Source organism: Desulfobacter sp. (genome assembly GCA_028768525.1).
Lineage (GTDB): Bacteria > Desulfobacterota > Desulfobacteria > Desulfobacterales > Desulfobacteraceae > Desulfobacter.
In genome coordinates this window covers 4,830,004-4,853,455 of the sequence record CP054837.1, presented here as the reverse complement: position 1 = coordinate 4,853,455, position 23,452 = coordinate 4,830,004, and the positions used below count along the sequence as shown (strand labels likewise).

Genomic DNA, 23,452 nt, shown 5'->3' with positions numbered 1-23,452 from the left:
GTCGGCTCTTTTCTATACCATGCCCCCCGCCAAAGCGCATCAATTTATTCCCGGACAGACTAAATCAAAATTAATTAGCTAATTATTATTTTTCACTTGACAACCATTCAAACAAAACATATGTCTGTTTGACAGTTTGAAATGCCGTTTACAAGAAACCAGCAATTCTTCCCAGCGGAGCGGTGCAGCGGGAAAAAATAATGTCGGCAAATGGGCATAGGCCCGTGAATGTATCAGTGCAAGTTAATCTCAAACAGGAGGAGACATTGATGAGGACATGGTTTAGACACACGTTGTTGGTGGGACTGTTCCTGGGGCTGGCAGCCCCTGCCTTTGCGGGCGGTATTGATAACAAACAGAATTTCTCTGCGGCTTACGCCGGCAGCCTGAGCCGCAACGCCGCCACGGACGGTGCTGATGTGGCTGCATACAACCCGGCCGGCATGATGCTGCTTGAAAACGGCTTTCATGTCGAGGTGGACCTCCAACCGTTTGCCTTTGATTACGATCACACATATGGAGGCAGCGACCACTCAGCAGATTTTAAAAGCGTTGTTCCCACAGCATTTGGTATATATAAAAAAGATAGATGGGCAATCTGGGGTGCATTTACAATTAATGGCGGTGGCGGTGAAATTGAATATTCAAACGGGAACATCATTACCCAGGAGATCGGCGCCCTCGCTACGAGTGGCATTTTAGCAGGACTGTTCAACCCAGCCAGCCCTATTTATAACTCGGGCACTCCCAATCCTGGACAAATTCTTCTCCCAGGGGGAACCATGTCCAATGAATATGCCTATGCGGAAAGCTATGATTATACTTTCACAACGGGGCTGGCATACAAAATCAATTCCATGTTCTCAGTTGCCGCGGGTTTGAGATACATAATCACAGACAAAAACGTGGATATCCACGGGACATATAACAGCCAGCTTGTTATCGGTGCATATGAGCAGGAAGCAGACGGATTCGGAGGAATTTTCGGTCTGAACATCCACCCAAACGACAAACTGAATATCGGTATCCGTTATGAAACCAGAGTGAACCTTGATTGGGACACGACTGTGAAAGATGAAAGCCGCGGAACCGTGGGCGAAAATATTCTATTTATTAACGGCAGAGTACACGGGCAGAGTTCTGCCAGAGATCTACCGGCAGTTTTTGCTGTTGGTCTTGAATGGAAGTTCATGCCCAAATTAACCTTAAAGCCGTCGTTCACCTACTTTTTTGAAGATGATGCCGACTGGGGTACCCAGAACTATGCCGTGGACGGGGATTCCTATGAAATTGGCCTGGCCCTCCAGTACGATATAAATGACGCATGGAGTGTCAGTACCGGGTATCTGTATATTGATGTAGATATGAAACCTGAAAATTTCGGAATCATCGAAAAAATGAGCCCGGCACTGGATTGTCATGCCGTTTCTTTGGGCGCTAAATATAAAATGAGTGAACGGCTCGCACTCACCTTCGGCCTTGCCGGTTATTTTTACGTAGACGATACGGCCCCGGCAACCTATCTTCCTGCTTTAGTAGGTGGCGGAGAACGCACTCCGGAAGTCACCTATGACAAAGTTTTCTACCAGGCCGGAATCGGCATCCAGTACAGATTCTTCTAAATCACCCGTGCGGCCCGGTGCATGCGCCGGGCCTTTTTTTATTATTCCTTGACATCCACTGGCCCAGAAAATAATCTGGGCCGACGGAATATAACGATTGGGGAATATGGCGGATCCAGAAAAAAGAAAAGAGATTCTAAAGGCGGCTGCCCATTGTTTCGCCCATTTCGGGTTTGCAAAAACCACCATGGACGATATTGGCGCTATGGTGGGGCTGAACAAGGCCTCACTTTACTACTATTATAAAAACAAAGAAGCCATTTTCTGCGAAATCATTGAGGATGAAGGCCAAAGCGTTCTCCGGTCCCTGGAGGAAAAAATACAGCCTCTGCCCGGCTGGAGCGATAAAATCCAGGCGTATTTCATTGAACGCCAGCAATATTTAAAGCAGACGGCCAATCTCCACAGCCTTTCAGTCCACACCGCACACCAGTTGAAATTCCAGCCCATGTTCAACAAGCTGGCATCCCGGTTTTCAAACAGAGAAAAAAATCTTATCAAGGAAATTCTGGATAAGGGCATCTCGGCCGGGGAGGTCCGGCCGGTGGATACCCAAAAAACCGCTGCGGTTATTCTTTCCGTTGCCAATAATTTCAAACGGGAACGGATGGAAAATCAGAATATGGGACTGGAAATGGAGGATTCAGATTACACGGCCCTGATGGAAGATACCCGGTTCGCCCTGGATCTGATCCTGGGCGGCCTTAAAAAATCCGAACCCGCAGCCATCGACACAAAAAAGCACCTCTCTGACAAGGCTGAATGATTACTCCTGCCAGCCGTGCTCCCCAATCAGCTTGACAAACCGGCACCCCCCCAGATTAGTGGTTTTAATACCGGTCTTGGTTTTTTCCAGCCGGATCAGTTCCTGGGAATGAAGTCCGCCCACAGGCATAACCAGGCGGCCGCCCAGGGCAAGCTGATCCACCAGAGGTGCCGGGATCTGGTTGCCGCCGGCCGTGACCATAACGGCATCAAATGGGCTTTCCGCCTTCCACCCCTGGGTGCCGTCGGAATAGCGGGTAACGATATTATGATACCGCAGACGGTCAAAAAGGCGGCGGGTCTGAAGATAAAGGGTGTTATTCCGCTCAATGGTGTACACTTTATAGACGATTCTGGACAGGACCGCTGCCTGGTATCCTGAGCCGGTCCCAATTTCCAGCACCCGTTCGTTTCCGGTCAGCCCCAGGCTCTGGGTCATCTCTGCAATGATAAAGGGCTGTGAAATGGTCTGTCCCTCGCCGATGGGTAGGGGGAAATCCCCGTAGGCGCTGTCCACAAGCGCCTCACTCACAAACAGATGTCTGGGCACATGATTCATGGCCTTGAGTACCAGCGGGTCGGTAATCCCCCGAGCCATAATCTGGTTCTCAACCATATCCCGGCGCCACCGGGAAAATTTTTTAGGTTCGTCATTCATGCCCCCCTTAATACCAGCAACCACCAGGGCCGTCAAGCAGAACGGCTGGCACACCTTATTTTAGGGGATCAAGGGCGGCCGGCCTGGTTTATGGAATTAAAATCATCCCTTCCGGCGGGCCATCTTTGCCTTGCATTTTAACGGCAGGACAGCTAATTATACCTGTCATGAACAAAATTTTGAAAATGGAAATGGCAGTACTGACGGCGGCGTTCATTTTTGTGTTCGGCACCCTGGGATATATGTTTATTGAAAATTGGGATGTCCTGGACTCCGCCTATATGACCGCCATCACCCTGAGCACGGTGGGATTTATGGAAATCCATGAACAAAGCGCCGGCGGACGGGTGTTTACCATTTTCCTCATATTCACCGGGGTGGGCTACTTTCTCTACCTGGGCGGTGTTGTCATCGGCTCAGTGGTGGAAGGCGAGATAAAGACTTTGCTGGGGAGGCAGCGGTTGGACAAAAAAATCAGTAAGCTAAAAGACCATTATATCGTATGCGGCTACGGCAGGATAGGCCGGGTGCTCTGCAATTTCATCCGGGAAGATACCCAGGACATCGTGGTGGTGGAGCAAAATGAGAAATTAACAGCCACCCTGGATCGGGATAAGATTCACTACCTCATCGGAGATGCCTCGGATGAGGAAATTTTAGAAAAGGCCGGCATCGGAAGGGCAAAAGCCATGGTGGCGGCTCTTGCCACGGATACGGCCAATGTATTCCTGGTCCTCACCGCCCGGCAGCTCAATCCCGATATCTATATTCTGGCCAGGGCCTCCAGCCCGGAAGTCCAGAAAAAACTCATGGTGGCCGGCGCCAACCGTGTGGAGTCCCCCTACGACATCGGTGCCGTGTCCATGGGCCTGAAACTGCTGAGGCCCACGGTTTCCAATTTCCTGGACACCGCCGTCTCCAGAAAAAGCGATGCCATCCAGATTGAAGAAGCCTTTGTCCCGCCCACCTCAGATTACGCCGGCAAAGCCCTTAAAGATTCGGGCATCCGCCAGGATTTCAACCTCATTATTATCGCCATCAAGGATGCTGCCGAACACATGGATTTCGCCCCCCACTTTGAAACCCTGATCCAGGCCGGAGATACCTTGATTGTCATGGGCAAAACCGAAGACCTGAGCGCTTTCCGAAAAGCCCTCCTGTCCTAAAATAAAAAAACGGGATAATAAAAAACCGGATGTCCATGCCTGAACTGGCAGGTAGACATCCGGCTCTGTATTCCAGACATTCCGGACCATAACGCTGACGGGCAAATTCTAAATTTTATAAATCACCCGTGAATCCGTAATAATAATATCCACGGTAAATTTTCTGGATTCCATCTGGATCTGGTCCACAATCTGATCTTCATAGGACAGGGAAACCTTGCGACAGGTCTCAGGAAGCTTTGTGATCAGTTTGGAATAATAATTGTTGCCGAACCCCACACGGCCCCCCTTGTCGTCAAAGGCCAGGCCCGGGATGAAGGCAATATCAATATCTTCCAGGGCAATTTTCTTGCAGCGCTCGGGGTTGGGTTCAAGGACATCATCGGCGTTGCGCACAAGGTCCTTGTCATAATCACTGATTTTATACAATGAAAAGGTATTTTTTGAATCGGTGAATACCGGAAGGATTACGCTTTTTTCAATTTCCAGGGTCTTCCGGATAATGGCTTCAGTGGGGATTTCCGTGCTCACCGGGGTGTACATGAATACCTGCTGGGCCTCAAGAAAATTGGCAAATTCAAACAGCTTGCTTTCGATGGTCTGGTATTTTTCTTCCAGAGCCTCGGGGCTCATGGCATCCATCCGGGCTGCCACCTGGGCCAGAACACTGCTTTTTCCGTTTTTCATCTCATCCATAATTGTTATTCCTTTGGGTTAAACAAACTTGTCTATATATAAGTGTCAAAAAATATTATACACTGGAACCTGATTGTCAACCGGCAATAATCATTGACTGTTTACACCGGCCCATGTTATCTCAATACAATTGTGGAAAATCATAAACCCATCGATATTTCAACCCATTAATCAGGCAGGACAGAGACCAAAATGCTGGATATCAAATTGATTAAAAATGATTTGGACCTCGTTAAAAAAGGAATGGAAAAACGGGGCGCCAATATTGATTTTTCCGATTTCCTGGAAAATGAGAAAAAAAGAAAAGCCCTATTGCTTGAAATTGAAGAACTGCGGCATCAGCGCAACACCGTATCCGACGAAATTGCCAAGATGAAAAAATCCGGGCAGGACGCCCAGCCCAGCATTGACAAAATGAGGAGTGTCTCGGACCGGATTAAAACCCTGGACAAGGGGCTGGGAGAGGCTGAGTCTGCCATCCAGTCCTTTCTCATTGCCCTGCCCAACCTGCCCCATGATGACGTGCCCAAGGGAAAGGATGATACCGAAAACCGTCTGGAAAAAACCTGGGGCACCCCCAGGGAATTTGATTTCAAGATCAAGGACCATGCCGACATTGGTGAAGACCTGGGCATTCTGGATCTGGGACGGGCCACCAAGCTGGCCGGTTCTAGATTCCCCCTCTACCTCGGCGCCGGCGCCCGCCTGGAACGGGCCCTGATCAATTTCATGCTGGATATCCATACAGGGGAACACGGATACAAGGAGGCGCTTCCCCCCTTCATCGTCAACCGGACCACCATGACCGGCACGGGGCAGTTGCCCAAATTTGAAGAAGACCTCTTTAAATTGGACGGCTGGGACTACTACCTGATTCCCACCTCCGAGGTCCCCATCACCAATATTTATTCCAAAGAAATCCTGGACGAATCCCAACTGCCCCAGAAATTCACGGCCTACACCCCCTGCTTCAGATCCGAGGCCGGCTCCTACGGCCGGGATACCAAAGGACTCATCCGCCAGCACCAGTTCAACAAGGTTGAAATGGTCAAGATCACCTCTCCGGACACCTCCTTTGACGAGCTGGAATCCCTGCTGGCCAATGCAGAAACCATTCTCCAGCGCCTGGAGCTGCCCTACCAGGTGGTCACCCTGTGCACCGGAGACCTGGGTTTTTCCGCCACCAAGACCTATGACATTGAAGTATGGATGCCGGGCCAGGACAAATACCGGGAAATTTCATCCTGCTCCAACTGCCTGGATTTCCAGGCGCGCCGGGCCAATATCAAATTCAAGCGCAAAGGCGCCAAAAAACCTGAGTTCTGTCATACCCTGAACGGATCGGGCCTGGCCGTGGGCAGGACCTTCGCCGCCATTCTTGAAAACTACCAGCAGGCAGACGGCAGCGTAAAAGTGCCCGAAGCCCTTGTACCTTATATGGGAGGCCGGACGGTAATTGAAAATGAATCCTAACCTTTTTCCAGAGGATATCCGATCCCATATCATCCCCGAGCCCGGGGGGGAACTTTTTTACAAATGCCTGGGGTGCGGCGCTGAATACGGCATAGAAGAACTGCTCTATGTCTGTCCCGAGTGCAACCACGTGCTCCTCATCCATGACCGCCTTAAAGACCGGCTCAAGGAGATCGACGGTGCCACCTGGCAGCGGATATTCGACTACCGCAAAATGCTTAAGATCCCGGCCCTGAAAGGAATTTACAGATACCACGAATTCATCGGCCCCTCCATCCCCCTTGAATCTATTTTATACCTGGGCGAGGGCCATACCCCTGTGGTTGAGGCCAACATCCGGCTACAGGAAGCGGCCGGAGTAAAATTCTACTACAAAAACGACGGCCAGAATCCCAGCGCATCGTTCAAGGACCGGGGCATGGCCTCGGCCCTGTCCAGCATAAAATTCCTGCTGGACAAAGGGTTGGTATCCGATGTGATTTCCATCTGCGCCTCCACCGGGGACACCTCGGCGGCTGCCGCATTGTATGCCGCCTATCTGGGTCCGCTGGTTAAATCGGCAGTGCTCCTGCCCCATAAAAAGGTGACCTCGGCCCAGCTGGCCCAGCCCCTGGGCAGTGGCGCCAAAGTATTTGAGATCCCAGGGGTGTTTGACGACTGCATGAAAGTGGTGGAACACTTGTCAGGCAAATATCCGGTGGTATTGCTGAACTCTAAAAACGCCTGGCGGATTCTGGGCCAGGAATCATACTCCTATGAGATTGCCCAGGATTTTGACTGGGATATGAAAAATAAAGTGGTGGTGGTCCCCATCGGCAATGCCGGCAATATTTCGGCCGTAATGAACGGATTCCTCAAATTCTATGAGACCGGCATCATTGACTGCCTGCCAAAAATCATCGGGGTCCAGTCGGAACACGCGGACCCGGTGTACCGGTATTACCTGGAACCGGAAGACGCCAAACGGAAGTTCCAGCCAGTGGATACCCGGCCCAGCGTGGCCCAGGCCGCCATGATCGGGAATCCGGTCTCCATGCCCAGAGTGGTCAAAATCGCCCGGGAATACGACGCCGCAGCCGGCGCCAGAAAAGTATTTGTGGTCCAGGTCAAAGAACAGGAGATCATGGACTGGCAGCTCACCGCCAACAGAAACGGACATATCACCTGCACCCAGGGGGGTGAGTGCCTGGCAGGCATCGTCCGGGCCAAAGACATGGGTCTCATTGGCAGCAATGAGACCGCAGTCCTTGACGCCACGGCCCATGCCATCAAATTCTCCGGATTTCAGGATCTCTACTTTAAAAAAGAAATACCCGAGACATACGGGATAGAACCGGCAGACCGATTTATCAATTTGCCTGAACTGATCGCACCGGATGATCCCGAACTTATCCCATCCCAGGAAAAACGGCTGGATGCAGAAGCCTTCGACCGCTTTGTGGGGGCCGTGTCCGGAAAAATCGCAACGCAATTGGACCTGATTGCTAAATGAAACCCGTAACTGCAGTCATACTTGCCGGGCTAACCTGGGGGGCAATCTCTCTGGGGCAGCCCGGGCAAGCCCACTCAGAAGGGGTCAAAACCCATTTTAAACAATACACTATATTCACCTACGATCATAAGGACTATCTGTGCGAACCCTATAAGGTGAAAAAAAATGATTGGCTCTATAAGATTTTTCGTCAAAAAGGCGAAATTTCCGCTTCTGATTTCCCCAGATTCCTGAGAATATTCAGGAAGCTGAATCCCCAGCTATCCAATATAGATGCCATTGCCCCGGGCAACCGGATCATGATCCCTTTGAAGGAGGTTGACAAGGCCACATACGTTCAAAAAAAAGAAGGCATTGTTGAAGTGCCTGTACTAGAATTCTCCCTCAAGCTCACTAAAAAAGAAGTAGACGCATATATCCATTCCCATGTCGTTAAAAGCGGCGATACCGTATCCGCCCTTCTGGGAAAAGAATTCCTCAAAAAAGGAGGGGCCGTATCCGAGGTGGGTAAAAAAACCTTTACCAGCCTAAATCCGGAAATCAAGGACATCAACCGGATATATGCAGGTTCCCACGTATTGATACCCGAAGCGGACATCTTGTCGCAGCCCTGGCTTGAAACCCTTCTGGAAACCGGTTATCGAAATATCGATTCAGTCCGCCCATCGCCGCCTGCCAAACAGAAAAGGGTGACCAGCAGGGAGCAGGAGACGCCGCCCCGGGCCATCCTCAGCCCCGGAGATATCAGCCGCCTAAAACGATATGCCCAGCTGATCCAGGGAACCGTCATGAATAAGGGAAAGGTATTTTTCCCAGGCAAAGACGGGGAGCCGGCCCAAATTCTGGATCTGTCCAAAACTCCGGTGCTTGAAGCGCCGTCGGGTCAAAAAACCCTGATTCTTCCCAATGAGAGCAAGGCAGAAACCCTGGACAGAGATCTTGTAACGGCAATGAAGGACTATTGGAAAGGCATCCGGCTTAGGCAACTCAACCAGGCCATTTCCGGGCATCCGATTCAGGAAAAAAATCCCATGGAACTGCGGCCGGTATCCTTTGATAAATTGATTGAAGCCCTTTTGGGGGTAACACCTTACACATACGGAGGAAAGGCCCAGTTTCCCATCACCCTGAAGCACATTGAAATGAATGTCTCCCTGGGCCGTATCACCCATGATGCCAAACCCGATATCCTGGTGAACACAGGCAACGTTTACGGCAAAGCCCTTGATATCCTCATGGAACAGGGCTACGAGATATTGGATCTTTCCAATGCCGGTACCGTTAACCAGGCTGTTCTCCTGCTTTTTTCAAAGCTCGGCTATGAAACCTGGAAAAATCCGTCCTTCTACACCGGCGGCCGGGTGGAAGATATCCAGGGGGTCTATGTCAGCAAAGGCTCTGAAAGAACCTTTATCACTGCTACCACACCCCAGGATAATGCCAATACCTTTTTAAGGGAAGAAGGCATAAAACTGCTGAAACTCGACAGGAATGAGGGCCTATGAAAAAAGAACTCTGCTGTATAGTAACGTCATCCCTATTATGCGCCTGCGTCAGTGCAACGGATACAGGAACAAAAATAAAAGTGGCCCAGGCCTACAAAAAAGAGGGGGATGTTTTCCAGACCCAGGGAAATTACACCGCAGCCCTTGCCAAATTCCTTGAAGCCGAAAAAACAATCCCCAACGATCCCTATCTCCAGAACAGCCTCGGTTTGGCCTATATGGGCAAAAAGCGATATGACCTGGCTGTTGACTCCTTTACCAGGGCGCTGACCTATAAAAAAGATTATACCGATGCCCTGAACAATCTGGGGGTAGCCTATCTGCGCCAGGAAAAATGGGACAAAGCCATCATCCAATTCAACCGGGTGCTTGAGGATCTTATTTATCCGACCCCCCATTTTGCCCTGGCCAATATCGGATGGGCCTACATGGGCAAGGCCCACTACCCCAACGCACAGACCTATTTTTTAAAGGCCTTGGAGGAAAAGTCCGGCTTCATCACAGCCACCCACGGGCTGGTCCAGGTTTACCTTCGCACCGGGCAGACGGACCGGGCTGTCCGCTACCTGCACAGAACACTCAGGCGGACACCAGATGCCGCGATTCTCCATGCCGACCTGGCCGAAGCCTATGAAAAAGAAGGCCTGCAAAAGCAGGCCTTAAAAGAGTGGCGTCTAATCCTCAAGCTGGTGAACCAAGATACAGCCCTGGCCAAAAAGGCCGAGAGCCGTATCCTTATTTTAAGCAACTAATTTCACCAAAATTTTATCAATTGGCCGCCGAAGCCGGTGATGTATTGCGTCTTTGCTCCAACTGAACAATGGACGGGGTAAGGAATATCAGCAATTCATTCCTGTTATCCTCCTTCGACTGCTTTGAAAACAACAGCCCGAACACAGGAATTCCGGTCAGGAAAGGCAGTCCGTCATCATCCTTTCGAACGGTGCTTTTTACCACCCCGCCGATGACAATGGTATCCTGGTTGTTCACCAGAAGCTCGGTTTCCGCCTCATTGGTATTGAGGATGGGCACCCCGGTGGAGGTCAGGCTGGCCACGTCGTTCTTGGTCAGCCTCACGGTCATGGAGATCCTTTTATCCGGCGTCACATGGGGGGTCACTTCAAGCAGCAGATCGATATCCTTGAATTTAACCGAGGAGCCGCCGGCGTCGTCCCGCTCCAGGTAAGCGTATTCCTGGCCCTGCTTGATCATGGCCTTTTTGTTGTCCAGTGTCATGATCCGGGGGGAGGACACAATTTTCACGTCGCCCAGTTCCTCGGATGCTTCCAGCTTGGCATTCAATGCGTTCATTGAAGAGCCGAACAGCCTGAAAAATGAAAAATCTCCGGAAAGCCCGATGGTCGTTCCCACATTGACCGCGGCATTGAAATCATCCACAAAACCGCTAGTGACAGCGGAGGCATTGGACATGTTCCAACTCATGCCCAGGCTTCTGGAAAACTCTTTGGTTACCTCGACCACCTTGGCCTCGATCATGATCTGGGGGGTCACCTTATCCAGCCTATAAATCAAATCATTTGCCTGGTCAATCTTTTTCTGGGTGTCGGTGATGATGATCATATTGGTCCGCTGGTCCACGGAGATACTTCCCCGCTCCGGGGTCAGAATCTTGGTGACGTGGGGCTCTATATCCGCCTTGGCATCGGAGTAGTTGATGGGGATATACTCAGTGAACAGGGGCTCCAGGGCTTTTTTCTGTTCAATGGATTTTTTCCGTGCGGCAATGGCATCCTGTAACATTTTTTCTTCATTCTGGAGGGTCTCAGCAGTGGCGATGCGGACCACATTCCCTTCCATTTTCTTGCCCAAACCGTTCATTTTCAATACCAGATCCAGCACCTGATCCCAGGGCACGGCTTCGCCCAGGCTCAGGGTTACCTTACCCTGGACATCCTGGTCTATGGCAAAATTAAGTCCGCTGACACTTCTCAGTATCCTGAATACATTCTTGATATCCGTATCGAAAAAATCCAGCTTGATTTTTTCACCGGAATAGGGGCCGTTACCGATCCCCAGCACCGGATCGGACTGGGAGGCCAGGATCTGTGCTTCAGGCGCCCGGGTTGTATCTGCTTTACCTGCGGGGTTGGATAGCAGAACATCCTGAGATTTGATGGTTTGGGTGCCGGATGCAAGATCCGTTCTGGCTTTGGTGAATTCAGGAGGCACGACATCGGAAGACTCAAATGTGACATAAATTCCCCCTTTATTCTGAACCACCCTGAACGGCACCTGTTCCCTGACCTTGATATCAATGCAGGTGTCACCCTTTTTCCCGGGGTAGGGCCTGGGGTCCACTCTCTCCACGGCGGAGTTGAAATACCGGGTCAGCAGGGGCCGCTGGTGGTGTACCGGTATTTTGGTATTGTAGAGAATAAGATGGATGGTATCGGCACCAGCCTGCCGGGTATCATAGCGGACCGGATGGCTGGTTTGGATACGGATGTCTGATTGCCCCGACGCATTGGTGTCAAATTCAATGTTCGTAAGTTGAGCAGAGGTTTCCGGAATAACAAGGTCTTCAGCCTGATGCATCTGGGGCGGAGCCGGCGTTTCCGTGTCTACCGCGATATCATTTCCGTCCGGCGTGTCATTGCCCTGGAGGATAATTCCAAGGCGCCCCTCTTCTTCAACCACGGTATAGGGCATATCACGGGTCAACAGTATATCGACTTTTGTTGTTGTCTGTTCTTCATCGGCATATCCGGCTTTAATCCCGCCGACCCGGCTGTCTGTGAACGATTGCTGTTGAAAGCCGCCGGCAAGTGAGGTATCGGGAAGATATACGCTGACGGCAAATGGGAATGACTGCTTGATGGAGGTGTACTCAAGGGCCCTGTTTGCCTGAATCCAGACCTTTACCTTATCGGCCTCACCGCGGACGGTAATGCCTTCCACCACCCGCGATGAATCCATTGCTGCGGCGGTCTGCTGGGCAGGCGGCGTTTCCTGCAGCGCGTTGTCCTTGGGCGCCTGTTTTTCTGCTTGCCTGGCAACACACCCTGTCACCAGGAAAAGGGCCAGAATCCCGGAGATCAATGTCATCCCATATTGCTTAACAGCAGACTGATAATACTCCATTTTATTCTCCACCTTCATCTTTATGAAATTTGATTTCCTGAATCCGCTCCCTGCGGTTTCCTTTAAAATCTTTGACATACTCTTTGACCGAAATGCCGTCCCTGGTAATGGCCGATACCCGGCCCTCGTTCCGTCCCATATACGTTCCAATCTCAACTTCATACCCTTTTCCGCTGGCCTCTTCCACCATGGCCACGGTGCGGCCTTTCATTTCAACCACAGCCACCAGCTTAATCTGGCTTAATTCCATCTTTTCCAGAGGGGTTAAAATACGTTTAGGCTTTTTTTCCTCAGATTTGCCCGCTGCCGGCTCTTCCTTTTTCTCACTGAGTAAAGGAATGAAAGGATCCACACGGCCCTTGGTATCATACTTTTTGATGACAAGCGAATTTATCATTGATGATGAAACCGCAGCCAGTTCTGTTTTCATCTGGGGTTCGGTCACCGCGCCAGGCTGAACGGACGCCGGTGAAGCGATCTTTGCTGCTGAGGTGGTTTCCAGCCCGGATTTTTCCAATTCAGGCTTGGACGATACCGGCGCTTTAGCTCCTGTGACCTCAACCTGGGGCGCTTTAATTTTTACAGGTTTGCCGGCGTCGGCTGAAACCTGTTTTTTAACGGGCTGGACGCTTGTTTTTTGGTGGGAGGCAGTCTTTTGGGACATCCCCTCCCTTTTTGTCATGTCAATTGATTTTTTTACGACATTCACCTGTGGTTTCGGTTTCACGGGTTCCTGTTTCTGCTCACAGGAAAACAGACAAAGCATCAGTATTCCCAGCCCTGTCATACAAAATATGTTAATGAATTTTGCCATAACAGATGCCCATTACCCTCTTTTTTTCTTTCTTTTACTTTTTTTGCCCGAGTCCGCCTTGGGTTCTGTAAACATATAGGTGACGGCCGAGCATTTCATCTGGACCGCGCCCGTTTCCTTGCCATCCTTTTTCATGGAAATATTCTGCACATTGACGATGCGGTTCAAATTAGCCACCTGGAAAAAGAAATCCGCTATCTGGTGGTATGCCCCGCTGACATCCATGGAGATGGGGATTTCCTTATAAAATTCCTTGTTCACAACCGTTGCCGGCTCAAAGAGGCGGAACTCTAGCCCAGCCCGCATTCCTGCCTCGGAAATACTGGTTAGCAGGGCGGGTAGTTCCTTTTTGTCCGGGAGCGCTTTCATGGCGACATTGAACCGCTCACGGGCTTCGGCCATCTGCTTCTCGAATTTAGGCAGGACCCTGGCTTTTGCCTTGAAGGTGGCCAACCGGTCTTCCTGGCGTGTCAATTCCTCCCTGGCGGCATTCAAATTCTCCCACCGGGGCGCAAAAATAAAATAATAATATCCACCGCCGATCAGCAAAATCGCACCGACGCAGATCAGCAGGCGCTGAATTTTAGTCAGTTTCCCAATCCCGGCAAAAATCCGGTCCATCTGGCCGCGTAATTTACCCGCAGAGGATTCTTTTTTATCAGCCATTATTTTTTACCCTTTTCTTCGGGCGGCTCCTCGGGGGCTGCCTGTTTTTTATAGCACACAAGCTCAAAGGCTTTGAGCTGGACCCCGCCCTGGAAATCCCGAAGCCTTGACCGCCTGAGATCCACGTTTTGGAATAAAGGTGATTTCTCAAGGTGCCTCATAAAATCTGCAATGGTGGGATTGTCGTATGCCACTCCGGTTACCACGACACTCTTTCCATCGGCGTTCATACTTTCGATCCACATCCTGTCCTTGACGATGCGGTCAGCCATCTCCTCCAGAAGCACCTGCTGTTCATCCCTTTTACTTTTAAGGGAAGAGACAACCTTGAGTTTTTCGTTGAGTATCTTGAGTTTCTTCTTAATCTCTGTGACCCGTTTGGCTTTTGCCTGATATTTCTTGGTTTCCGCCTGGACCGCTGCAATCCTGTTCTGAATCGTATTAATCTGTGTATCAACGGTCCGGGTCAGCCAAAAAAGAGCAACCCCTATCAGCAAAAGTGAAAGCAGAAAAATTGACACCTGGCGCCGGATATTTTCTTTTTTCCGGGCGAGCCTGAACGGCAGAAGGTTGATTCGTATCATTTGTCATCCACCCGTCTCATGGCAAGTCCCAAAGCGATGGGGGCCTGGAGTTTATATCCATCCAGATTGCCGAATTGTTTGGAATTGATCGTTAGCCCCCCGAAGGGGTCGATGTTGGATACCTGGACATTAAGCTCTGCCCTCAGCCGCTGAGCCAGATTATCCATAAATCCGCCGCCGCCGCTGAGTACCACCTGTTCCAGCCGAAGTTCATTGGTCCCCGATTCAAAGGTGTGGACCACCTCGCAGATTTCCGCACACCATCCATTGGTGATGGAGGCGCATATTTCCTCTACAACCGCTGGATCACCGGGCGGTTCTGCTTCCCCCTGAACCACAGCGGCAGCTGTCGCATAATCGATTTCCAGACTGTCCCTCACGGCTTCGACAATCTGACTGCCTCCGGTCATCATGTCCCGCATCATCATTGAGCTATTGTCCTTGACAATATTCAGGGAGGTTTTCGAAGCCCCGACATCGGCCAGCAGAGTGACGAGGGAACTGTCCTGATCCGGCAGGGTTTCAAAAATATTCTGAAGGGCGAAAGTATCCACATCAATGATACTGGGCACCAGCCCTGCCATGCGGGTGAGTTCCATATACTCGGCCACCAGGTCCTTTTTTACCGCCACCAGGAGGACATTCATCTGGTCGGGAGAATACTCACTTTCCCCCAGAATCTGGTAATCGATATTCACATCATCAATATCGTAAGGGATATACTGCTCCGCTTCGGCCCTGATGGTCTGGCCCAATTGTTTCTCCGTGGCTGTGGGGGTGCTGATCGTTTTAATCACCACAGAATGACCGCCGGTGGAAATCGCGACTTTCTTTTCTTTGATTTTCTGGGACTTAAATAATGTCCGGATGATCTCGGCCAGAACATCCATATTTGATATTCTGCCTTCGGTGATAACCCCTTCCGGCACCGGGGCCATGCCGAATTTTTTGAGAGAATTGCCTTTTTTAGATATTTTTAGCTCAGCCACTTTAACAAAGGCAGATCCAATATCCAGACCCACAAGGTGATCTTTTTTTCCCAATACCATACGCCTTCATCCTCAATTACAGGCTGTCATGCTTTAAATTTAAACAGATTATGCAATTGTATTTTGTATTGCTATGTCGTATTAATACCACTATATTTGATACGATATTTGTTGAAAGTCAAGTATAATCCTCATTTTGAGGAATTAAACAGTAAATTTTTAAGGAATTTGTCAGGCTAAAATCCGTCAGACGACATAGAAAGACCCGTTTATAATCTGAAAATTAAAGTGAAAAAAACACCTCCCAAACCCAACACCACACCCGGCACCCGCCCCTTTATCCTTGTAAAGGCATTTACCGTATCAAGCCTGATCGTCATGCTCACGGCCACCATCGTCATCGCGGCCCTCAATGCCCACTGGGTGAGGGCCATCCTTCTGGAAAAAAGCAAAGAGTACAACCGGCTTCTGGTGGAAAATCTCAACCATCAGATATTCCTACGGTTTGTCGCACCGGTGGTATATAAACACGGAGAAGTCAAATTAAGGGAAAAAAAACAACACAGCCTCCTAGATGCCGTCGTAAAATCCACCCTCCACAGTTTCCACGTTGAGATGGTGAATATCTATGGAACGGACAATATCATCGGCTACAGTTTCGACGACAGCGATATCGGAAAAGAAAACGCAGGCGGTGTCTATTATGAAAAAGCCATGAAGGGGGAAGCCACCTCCAAACTTGTTCAAAAGGGAAGCTTCCTGGAATTAATGTTCTGGTTTCCCAAGGAGACAAAAATAGTCACCTTTGCCCCGCTGGTTCAGGAAGTGCAGCTGGCACGCACCAGGGACCGGATGATCATCGGCGTCATTGAAATCGTCAGGGATGTTTCCGATGAGTACCAGCAGGTATTCAAACTCCAGGGCCTCATCGTGACAAGCTGCGCCGGCATCATGGGCATCCTTTTTTTAGTCCTGCGCTTTGTTGTCAAACACGGAGAACGAATTATTGAGCACCGGGCGGAAGAACGCCTGAAACTTGAGGAAAAACTGAGAAGGGCGGAACACCTCTCAGCCATAGGGGAGATGACCGCCGGCGTATCCCATGAGATACGAAATCCCCTGGGCATTATTAAAAGCAGTGCCCAGCTCATGAAAAAGAAAATGGCGCGCCTGGATCCCACCAGCCAAATCCCGGATATCATAGTTGAGGAATCCTCCCGGCTGGATCATATTATTAAGGATTTTCTAGACTTTGCAAAGCCCAAAGTGGCGGATCTGCGCCCCTGCGCCGTGGAGGAGGTGATAGAAAAGAACCTGGCATTTCTCGCCCAAAAAGCCAAGGAAGAAAACATCAGAATCATCAAGGATTTCCAGAACAGCCTCCCCGGCATCGCCGCCGACCCGGCCATGCTCTACCAGGCCTTCCTCAATATTTTTCTCAACGCCTTCCAGGCCATGGACGATTGCGGCGAACTCACCATTTCAACCCGTCATGAAAACGGGCTGGTCCGCATCAGTTTCACCGATACCGGCGAGGGCATTGATGAGGAAATTCTAAAAAAAATATGGACGCCTTTTTTCACCACCAAGGAAACAGGCACCGGGCTTGGCCTCGGTATCATTAAAAACATCATAGAGGCCCACCTGGGCACCATCGAAATCGTTAATGTATCCCCCAACGGCACCCGTGTGGAAATTGTACTGCCCGCCCATGAAGTTCCCCCCAAGGAGTTGAGATAATGGAAAATATACTCATCGTGGATGATGAAAAGCACTACCCTATGATTATCGGTGAAGTGCTCGCGGAAGAAGGATACCGCGCCTTTACGGCCTCCAGCGGTATGGAGGCGCTGGATATACTGAATACCCAATTCATTGACCTGGTGCTCTCCGATGTAAAAATGCCGGGCATGTCCGGCATTGAACTGCTGGAAAAAATAAAGGCTCTGAAACCGGACCTGCCGGTGATCATCATGACGGCCTTCGGCAGCGTGGAAAAGGCCGTGGAAGCCATGCACAAGGGCGCCTATACTTTTATCCTGAAGCCCTTTGAAAATGAGGCACTGATCGCACATATCGCCAAAGCCCTTTCCGTTTATAAAATCGTCCAGGAAAACACCCTGCTCAAGGACGCCATCCGGTCCAGGTATCAGTTTAACAATATCATCGGAAAGAGCAAACCCATGCAGGAACTCTATGAAGTTATCCAGAAGGTGGCGCCAACCAACGCCTCAATCCTTATTGAAGGGGAAAGCGGTACCGGTAAAGAACTGGTGTCCAAGGCCATCCATTACAACAGCCTTCGAAAGGATGAGAACCTTGTGGCGGTGAACTGCTCGGCCTTTGCAGAGTCCCTTCTGGAGAGCGAACTTTTCGGCCATGAAAAAGGGGCATTTACAGGGGCCGCCAATATGAAAAAAGGACGGTTCGAACTGGCGGACAAGGGCACCTTGTTCCTTGACGAAATCGGTGAGCTGCCCATGCCGCTGCAGGTCAAACTGCTCAGGGTCCTCCAGGAACGGACAGTGGAACGGGTGGGGGGAACGGCTCCCATCCCCGTGGATTTCAGGCTCATCGCAGCAACCAACAAGACCCTTGAAGAAGAGGTTCAGAAAGGAAATTTCAGGGAAGATCTCTATTACCGCCTCAATGTGGTCAAGGCGGTGATACCGCCCTTGAGGGACCGCCGGGAGGATATTCCCCTGCTTATCAAGCACTTTATTGAAAAATATACCCAGGGACCTGAATCCCCGGATACAGTGACGGGCATTGATAAAGATGCGGCCCAGGTACTCTGCGACTATGGGTGGAAGGGGAATGTGCGGGAGCTTGAAAACGTCATTGAACGGGCTGCCATCCTCTGCAGTACAAGCAATATATCTGTCTCGGATCTGCCGCCCCATATCCGCAGTCCCAGAACCAACACCCTCCAGCTGGATGGCATTCCCGAAGGCGTAGGGCTGTCCGAAACCCTTGCCGCCGTTGAAAAACGTATGATCCAGCGGGCCATGGAGATGTCCGGCAACGTCCAGACCAAGGCCGCCAAAATCCTTGGCATCGGAAAAAGCGGATTAAACCAGAAATTGAAAAAATTCAACCTGGATAAAGAATTAAAACTTGGCAGGTAAAAAAGTTCAAAATTTTGAACCCGTCCCAACGCCTTAAAATTAAGGGGTTGGGACGGGTTTATTTTTTACACCTATTTTTAGAGTTCAAAATTTTGAACTCAGAATATGGTTTCGCCGTATTTTTTTGAGTACTATTCAGGTCCCGCCAAATAAAAAATAGTTTATTATTAAGCGGTTACAAGATTTTTTGTTTTTTGGGAAAAATTCTGAGAGGCAGGCACAGGCTTTGCAGTTTGTATTTACCACTAACCAACGGTTAGTTTTTTCATCTTTTTTTCCTTTTCTAAAAAAGGCTGCCCAAAGGCAGCCTTTTTTAGTTTAAAAGCCTTTTTCCCGACATGAAGACAATGAAAACGATCCTACCCCTTCTCCCCGTTTATCCGGGACTGGGCAATGGCTTTGTAAATGGAATTTTCGTTTTCCTTCACGATCTTTTCATACATCTTAAGGCTGGCGGCCATATCATTCTCCGCCTCATAGATCAGTGCCAGGGCAAACCGGGCCTCATCCTTCAGCAGGTTTGATGCCCCATTTTCGATACGAAGGTAATAGGATTTTGCCTTTTCCCTATCCTTCTTCAACTGGGACAGGTTCCCCAGTGCTGAAAGGAAAAAATTTTCCATACCGGCATCGTCTCCCATGTCTGAGAGAGCCTGGGAATAGAGTTCATAGGCCTTGTCATACTCGCCTGCATCAAAACAAATCTTGGCAAAAGTGACCATGGCCATCCGCCCGGCACTGGTATTGGCATATTCATCCAGAACCGCCTGGAAATCATCCTTAACCGCCTCAAACCCTTTTTGGGGATTTCTATCCTGGGCATAGACGTTCCCGTAAGCCGCCACTGCTTTGGCAGAAAGCCTTGACGCCTGGACTTCGGACCGTTTAAAACTGTAGATAATGGTTGAAAAAACCACGCAGACCACCACCACAGCCCCGATAATCAGCCCAATCTGTTTTTTATGTTCCGATGCATAGGAAAGCCCTTTTACCAAGGCATCCTGAAAAGGGTCCATCTGTTCCAGTTCTTTTTTCCGTTCGTTTGATACACCTTGATCCGCCATGTCTTAATCTATTCCTTGAGTTGGTTAATATCACCTGATTTAATCTAATATCACCAGACCAGTGTCTTATATATCCACCCGGTTTCCCCGTCCGCATGCTCGATGCGGATCCAGCTGCCCTTGCGTTTGAGAACCTTAAAGGGCACCCCCCGCTCAACCCGCAGTACCACCGGACTTTTTGTATTGGGCTCTTTTCTGACGTTGCACTTTGATTTTGTTGAAATCACCGTTTTAATGCTGGTGAGAAGCGAATTATGAATCCAGGCGGAATCCCCTTCAAAATCCTTAACCTCATACCAATCCCCCTTTTTTTGGATGACCAAAAACGGATGGTATTTTTCCACCTGCCAGAGTACTTTGTATTTGGTGCCGGCACCATTTCTCAAGTTGGCAATGGAAGCCTTCACAGCCAGCCGTTCGGCTGCCCATCCAGTATCTGCCAATAGGGCCGCCAGTATAAACCCGCAAAAAACAATCATCCGTTTATTATAAAGACGCATACTCATCTCCGTTTCTATATCAACTCAACATCATTCCGACCCGGTATACCAGAAAAGACATTGTCCATGCAACCGTTGTCGTATAGATTACATTGAACCAGGCCCATTTTGCGGAGGCTTCTTTGTAAACAGCCACTACCGTGGCAAAACAGGGAACATACAACAGCACAAAAACCATCATGGACAACGCCGATACCGGCGTCATGCCTGAGTTCCTAAGTGCCGCTTGCAATGCCCCCTCTTCCCCTTCTCCCACACCGTAAAGGACCCCCATGGTCGAGACCACCACTTCCTTGGCCACAAAACCGGTCACCAGGGCGACACTGGACTGCCACCCAATGCCGATGGGCGCAAACACGGGTTCCAGAGCCTTTCCGATCATACCGATATATGATCCGCCCACCCGTTCCTGTTCTTTGAGGTTTAACAGGTCTGACACTTCTTTTTCAAGTTGGGCGGCAGCCAGCCCGCGGTGCGCTTCGGTATCCAAAGATGCGGTTTTCTGATTGTACGCAGCTTTTGCGGCGGCGATTTTCCCATCGTAATCCACTGAGAAATCCGTGGTCCTGGGAAAAGTGGACAATACCCAGATGATGACGGAGCCCACCAGGATCACTCCGCCCATTTTTTTTAAAAACATCTTGCTTCTATCCCACATATGGATGAGCAGGCTTTTAAGCATGGGCACCCGGTAAGGGGGAAGCTCCATGACAAATGGTGCCTCCTCGCCTCTGAACAGCAGGCTTCTCAGAATCCGTCCGGACGCGATGGCAATGATGATGCCCGTGGCATAGAGGCAGAAAATCACTGTCCCGGCCCTGTGGGCGAAGAAAGTGCCTGCCAGGACAATGTACACCGGCAACCGTGCAGAACAGGACATAAAGGGGGTCATCAATATGGTAAGCACCCTGTCCTTCTGGTTCTCCAGGGCCCGGGTCGCCATGATGGCCGGCACGTTGCATCCAAACCCCATCAGCATGGGGATGAAAGACTTGCCGTGGAGCCCGGAGGTATGCATCACCCGGTCCATGAGGAAGGCGGCCCTGGCCATATACCCGGTATCCTCGAACAGGGCGATACAGAAAAAAAGAATCAAGATATTGGGCAGAAAGATAATCACAGAACCGATACCGGCCACGATGCCATCCAGGACAAGAGACTTGAACAATGAGGGAGCCATGGCATTGTCCAGGGCGCCTGAAAGCAGTCCCACCCCGGATTCGATCCATTCCATGGGATAGGCACCCAGGGAAAAGGTCAGCTGAAACATGGCCCAGATGAAAAATATAAATACCGGGATGCCGAAAAAACGATCCGTGAGCAAAAGATCGATATTTCTGGACATATCGATCCGTTTCTGGGCGGTGAATTTCACCGAGGCCTTTATCAGGCCCTCAATGACGCCGTAGCGGTCATCGGTGATAACGATCTCGAAATCATCCTGGAACAGATCCTTCACCCGGCTGCGGCATGCTGCCGCAGTCTCAAGGGCGGCGGGCAGTTCCGCCCGGTCTTTCAAGGCATTTTTTATGAGCTGATCGTCCTCAAGGAGTTTAATGGCCTGCCACCGGGTGCGCAGGGCATCCTCTCCGCCCCCCTCAGCTCCGAGGCAGGTGCAGACAGCTTCAATGCATTGCTCAATTTCATTTCCGTAACGGATTTGCCGGGCCTCCTTGCCCTCCTCAAAGGCCTTGATCTCCTCGAAGGCCGCATCAAGGATGGCATGGGTTCCCTTGTTCCGGTTTCCCACCGTAAACACCACGGGCAGCCCCAAAAGGCTGGACAATGTGTCGGCGTCGATCTTCATCCCTTTGGCTTCTGCCATATCCGCCATATTAAGGACAAAAAGCGAGGGACGGCCCAGTTCAAGAATCTGGAGCGCCAGAAACAGGCTGCGCTCAAGGTTGGAAGCATCAATGATATTGACCACAATATCCGGCGCATGATTCAGGATATAATCCCTGGCCGTCACTTCTTCAATGGAAAAAGGGGTGAGGCTATAGGTGCCGGGCAGGTCCACCACCCGCACCTCACAGCCGCCGTGGGAGAGGCGCCCCTCTTTTTTCTCAACGGTAACCCCGGGCCAGTTGCCCACCTTCTGCCGGGCCCCTGTCAGATTATTAAAAATAGTGGTCTTGCCGCAATTGGGATTGCCGGCCAGGGCAATGGTGATCTCTTTTTTCATTATCTATCTTTTCACGGATGTTACGTCTTCAACCAGAATATTGGCGGCCTCTTCCACCCTCAGGGAGATATGATAGCCTTTGACCACCAGTTCCAGGGGATCTTTAAGGGGAGCATATTTTTCCACATAAACCCGGGTGCCCCGGTTAATGCCCATTTCCAGCAGGCGGCGGCGCAGCGCACTCTCTCCGGCAACCCGGACAATCCGCCCTTCCTGTCCGGCCTTCATCCGGGAAAGGGGCATCATGCCCCGGCGGCACCGCTTTTTGGGGCAACTCAGAACATCAATGGTACCGCAGCCGCATTGCCTGACGGATCTCACATGTATTTTCTGGGCCATGCCCGTGCCGATTACCAGCCGGTTTTCCCCCACGGCAATCACCACCTGGCCGCCAATTCCGTTGGATACCATCTCAATGGTGTCGCCGATCCGAAGCCCCATGGAAGAAATGCGCAATTGCATCTTTTGGCCGGCATCAACCGACTCGACCACCAGTTTCTCGCCCGGCTTGGCCTTGTGAAGGGGAACCAGATCCGCCCTCAGCGCCATGCACTTGGAACAGAGGCCATAAATTTCCATCTTATGCTGAAGCATGTAAAACCCGTAGGCTCGGGCCACCTTCTCCTGCAGGACTTCCATGTTCTCATCCCTGAACTCCAGAATGGCCCCGCACTTGGTGCATATCATATGGTCATGGTGGATCCCCAGGTGCCGATGCTCATAGAGCACCTTGTCCCCGCGGTCAAAGGCCACGCGTTTGGCAAACCCAAACCGGCACAACTGCTCCATACTCCGGGCCAGAAAATCCTCATCGACGTCAACCCCGTCTGCCGCAAGCTGGGCGGAAATCTCGCCAAGGCTGACATGGTGATCCAGCTTTAAGAAGGCCTCCAGCACCTGGAAACGCTCTTCAAACCGGTCAAGCCCTTCCTGCTGAAAAAGCCGCCGGAACTGTTTTTTTTCATTCTCGTGTCTGTTTTGCATCGGCCTCACATTTCTAAAAAAATAACGTATTAAAATAGTATAGCTCCCATGGCCTGTCA

General features: G+C 50.5%; 20 protein-coding genes. 9 read left to right on the top strand and 11 right to left on the bottom strand.

The window, feature by feature from the left end:
• The first annotated feature begins 269 nt into the window (after window positions 1-269).
• Entirely contained in the window at window positions 270-1,622 is a 1,353-nt protein-coding gene (locus tag HUN04_21380) for an outer membrane protein transport protein (GenBank protein WDP92129.1), read from the top strand.
• A 106-nt stretch (window positions 1,623-1,728) separates the two neighbouring features.
• Window positions 1,729-2,388, top strand: coding sequence for a TetR/AcrR family transcriptional regulator (locus HUN04_21375; protein ID WDP92128.1), 660 nt, complete (start codon window positions 1,729-1,731; stop codon window positions 2,386-2,388).
• Here HUN04_21375 and HUN04_21370 read toward each other — a convergent pair whose 3' ends face one another.
• Complete coding sequence (locus HUN04_21370) at window positions 2,389-3,045, bottom strand: protein-L-isoaspartate(D-aspartate) O-methyltransferase (protein ID WDP92127.1); 657 nt, start codon at window positions 3,043-3,045, stop codon at window positions 2,389-2,391.
• A 167-nt stretch (window positions 3,046-3,212) separates the two neighbouring features.
• On the opposite strand from HUN04_21370, the gene HUN04_21365 reads away from it, so the two are divergent.
• A complete protein-coding gene (locus HUN04_21365) occupies window positions 3,213-4,211 on the top strand; it encodes a potassium channel protein (GenBank protein ID WDP92126.1) in 999 nt (332 codons plus the stop codon).
• 108 nt (window positions 4,212-4,319) lie between these two features.
• Here the strand turns inward: HUN04_21365 and HUN04_21360 are convergent, their stop codons facing one another.
• Complete coding sequence (locus HUN04_21360) at window positions 4,320-4,907, bottom strand: 5-formyltetrahydrofolate cyclo-ligase (protein ID WDP92125.1); 588 nt, start codon at window positions 4,905-4,907, stop codon at window positions 4,320-4,322.
• Between the two features lie 192 nt (window positions 4,908-5,099).
• Between HUN04_21360 and serS the strand changes: the two genes are divergently transcribed.
• Genes serS through HUN04_21340 form a run of 4 tightly spaced genes read left to right on the top strand, consistent with a single transcriptional unit; the run spans window position 5,100 to window position 10,129 of the window.
• On the top strand, window positions 5,100-6,380 hold the full coding sequence (gene serS / locus HUN04_21355; GenBank protein ID WDP92124.1) for a serine--tRNA ligase: 1,281 nt from the start codon (window positions 5,100-5,102) through the stop codon (window positions 6,378-6,380).
• Window positions 6,370-7,872, top strand: coding sequence for a threonine synthase (gene thrC, locus HUN04_21350; GenBank protein ID WDP92123.1), 1,503 nt, complete (start codon window positions 6,370-6,372; stop codon window positions 7,870-7,872). Before serS ends, thrC begins: the two co-directional genes overlap by 11 nt.
• On the top strand, window positions 7,869-9,377 hold the full coding sequence (locus tag HUN04_21345) for a LysM peptidoglycan-binding domain-containing protein (GenBank protein ID WDP92122.1): 1,509 nt from the start codon (window positions 7,869-7,871) through the stop codon (window positions 9,375-9,377). Before thrC ends, HUN04_21345 begins: the two co-directional genes overlap by 4 nt.
• Window positions 9,374-10,129, top strand: a complete 756-nt coding sequence (locus HUN04_21340; GenBank protein WDP92121.1) for a tetratricopeptide repeat protein — start codon at window positions 9,374-9,376, stop codon at window positions 10,127-10,129. Before HUN04_21345 ends, HUN04_21340 begins: the two co-directional genes overlap by 4 nt.
• A gap of 16 nt (window positions 10,130-10,145) precedes the next feature.
• Here the strand turns inward: HUN04_21340 and pilQ are convergent, their stop codons facing one another.
• From pilQ to pilM, 5 genes are all read right to left on the bottom strand, one after another.
• Window positions 10,146-12,491: a type IV pilus secretin PilQ gene (gene pilQ / locus HUN04_21335; protein WDP93365.1), complete on the bottom strand. Its 2,346-nt coding sequence runs from the start codon at window positions 12,489-12,491 to the stop codon at window positions 10,146-10,148.
• On the bottom strand, window positions 12,481-13,143 hold the full coding sequence (locus tag HUN04_21330; GenBank protein ID WDP92120.1) for a pilus assembly protein PilP: 663 nt from the start codon (window positions 13,141-13,143) through the stop codon (window positions 12,481-12,483). Before HUN04_21330 ends, pilQ begins: the two co-directional genes overlap by 11 nt.
• Before the next feature lie 162 nt (window positions 13,144-13,305).
• Entirely contained in the window at window positions 13,306-13,959 is a 654-nt protein-coding gene (locus HUN04_21325; protein ID WDP92119.1) for a type 4a pilus biogenesis protein PilO, read from the bottom strand.
• A complete protein-coding gene (locus HUN04_21320) occupies window positions 13,959-14,543 on the bottom strand; it encodes a PilN domain-containing protein (protein ID WDP92118.1) in 585 nt (194 codons plus the stop codon). Before HUN04_21320 ends, HUN04_21325 begins: the two co-directional genes overlap by 1 nt.
• Window positions 14,540-15,592: a type IV pilus assembly protein PilM gene (gene pilM / locus HUN04_21315; protein ID WDP92117.1), complete on the bottom strand. Its 1,053-nt coding sequence runs from the start codon at window positions 15,590-15,592 to the stop codon at window positions 14,540-14,542. Before pilM ends, HUN04_21320 begins: the two co-directional genes overlap by 4 nt.
• A 318-nt stretch (window positions 15,593-15,910) precedes the next feature.
• Here pilM and HUN04_21310 point away from each other — a divergent pair, with 318 nt between their 5' ends.
• Together HUN04_21310 and HUN04_21305 are read left to right on the top strand one after the other, a co-directional pair.
• Window positions 15,911-17,272 carry a two-component sensor histidine kinase gene (locus HUN04_21310; protein ID WDP93364.1) on the top strand — a complete coding sequence of 454 codons (1,362 nt, stop codon included), beginning with the start codon at window positions 15,911-15,913 and terminating at the stop codon, window positions 17,270-17,272.
• Window positions 17,272-18,660: a sigma-54-dependent Fis family transcriptional regulator gene (locus HUN04_21305; GenBank protein ID WDP92116.1), complete on the top strand. Its 1,389-nt coding sequence runs from the start codon at window positions 17,272-17,274 to the stop codon at window positions 18,658-18,660. The genes HUN04_21310 and HUN04_21305 overlap by 1 nt, the downstream gene beginning before the upstream one ends.
• A 359-nt stretch (window positions 18,661-19,019) precedes the next feature.
• Here the strand turns inward: HUN04_21305 and HUN04_21300 are convergent, their stop codons facing one another.
• The 4 genes from HUN04_21300 to HUN04_21285 are packed head-to-tail and all read right to left on the bottom strand — an operon-like array spanning window position 19,020 to window position 23,393.
• Window positions 19,020-19,724, bottom strand: a complete 705-nt coding sequence (locus tag HUN04_21300) for a tetratricopeptide repeat protein (protein ID WDP92115.1) — start codon at window positions 19,722-19,724, stop codon at window positions 19,020-19,022.
• Window positions 19,725-19,774: 50 nt separating this feature from the next.
• On the bottom strand, window positions 19,775-20,230 hold the full coding sequence (locus HUN04_21295) for an SH3 domain-containing protein (protein ID WDP92114.1): 456 nt from the start codon (window positions 20,228-20,230) through the stop codon (window positions 19,775-19,777).
• A 13-nt stretch (window positions 20,231-20,243) separates the two neighbouring features.
• Window positions 20,244-22,409: a ferrous iron transport protein B gene (gene feoB / locus HUN04_21290; GenBank protein WDP92113.1), complete on the bottom strand. Its 2,166-nt coding sequence runs from the start codon at window positions 22,407-22,409 to the stop codon at window positions 20,244-20,246.
• 3 nt (window positions 22,410-22,412) lie between these two features.
• Window positions 22,413-23,393, bottom strand: a complete 981-nt coding sequence (locus HUN04_21285; protein WDP92112.1) for a FeoA domain-containing protein — start codon at window positions 23,391-23,393, stop codon at window positions 22,413-22,415.
• Between the last annotated feature and the right edge of the window lie 59 nt (window positions 23,394-23,452).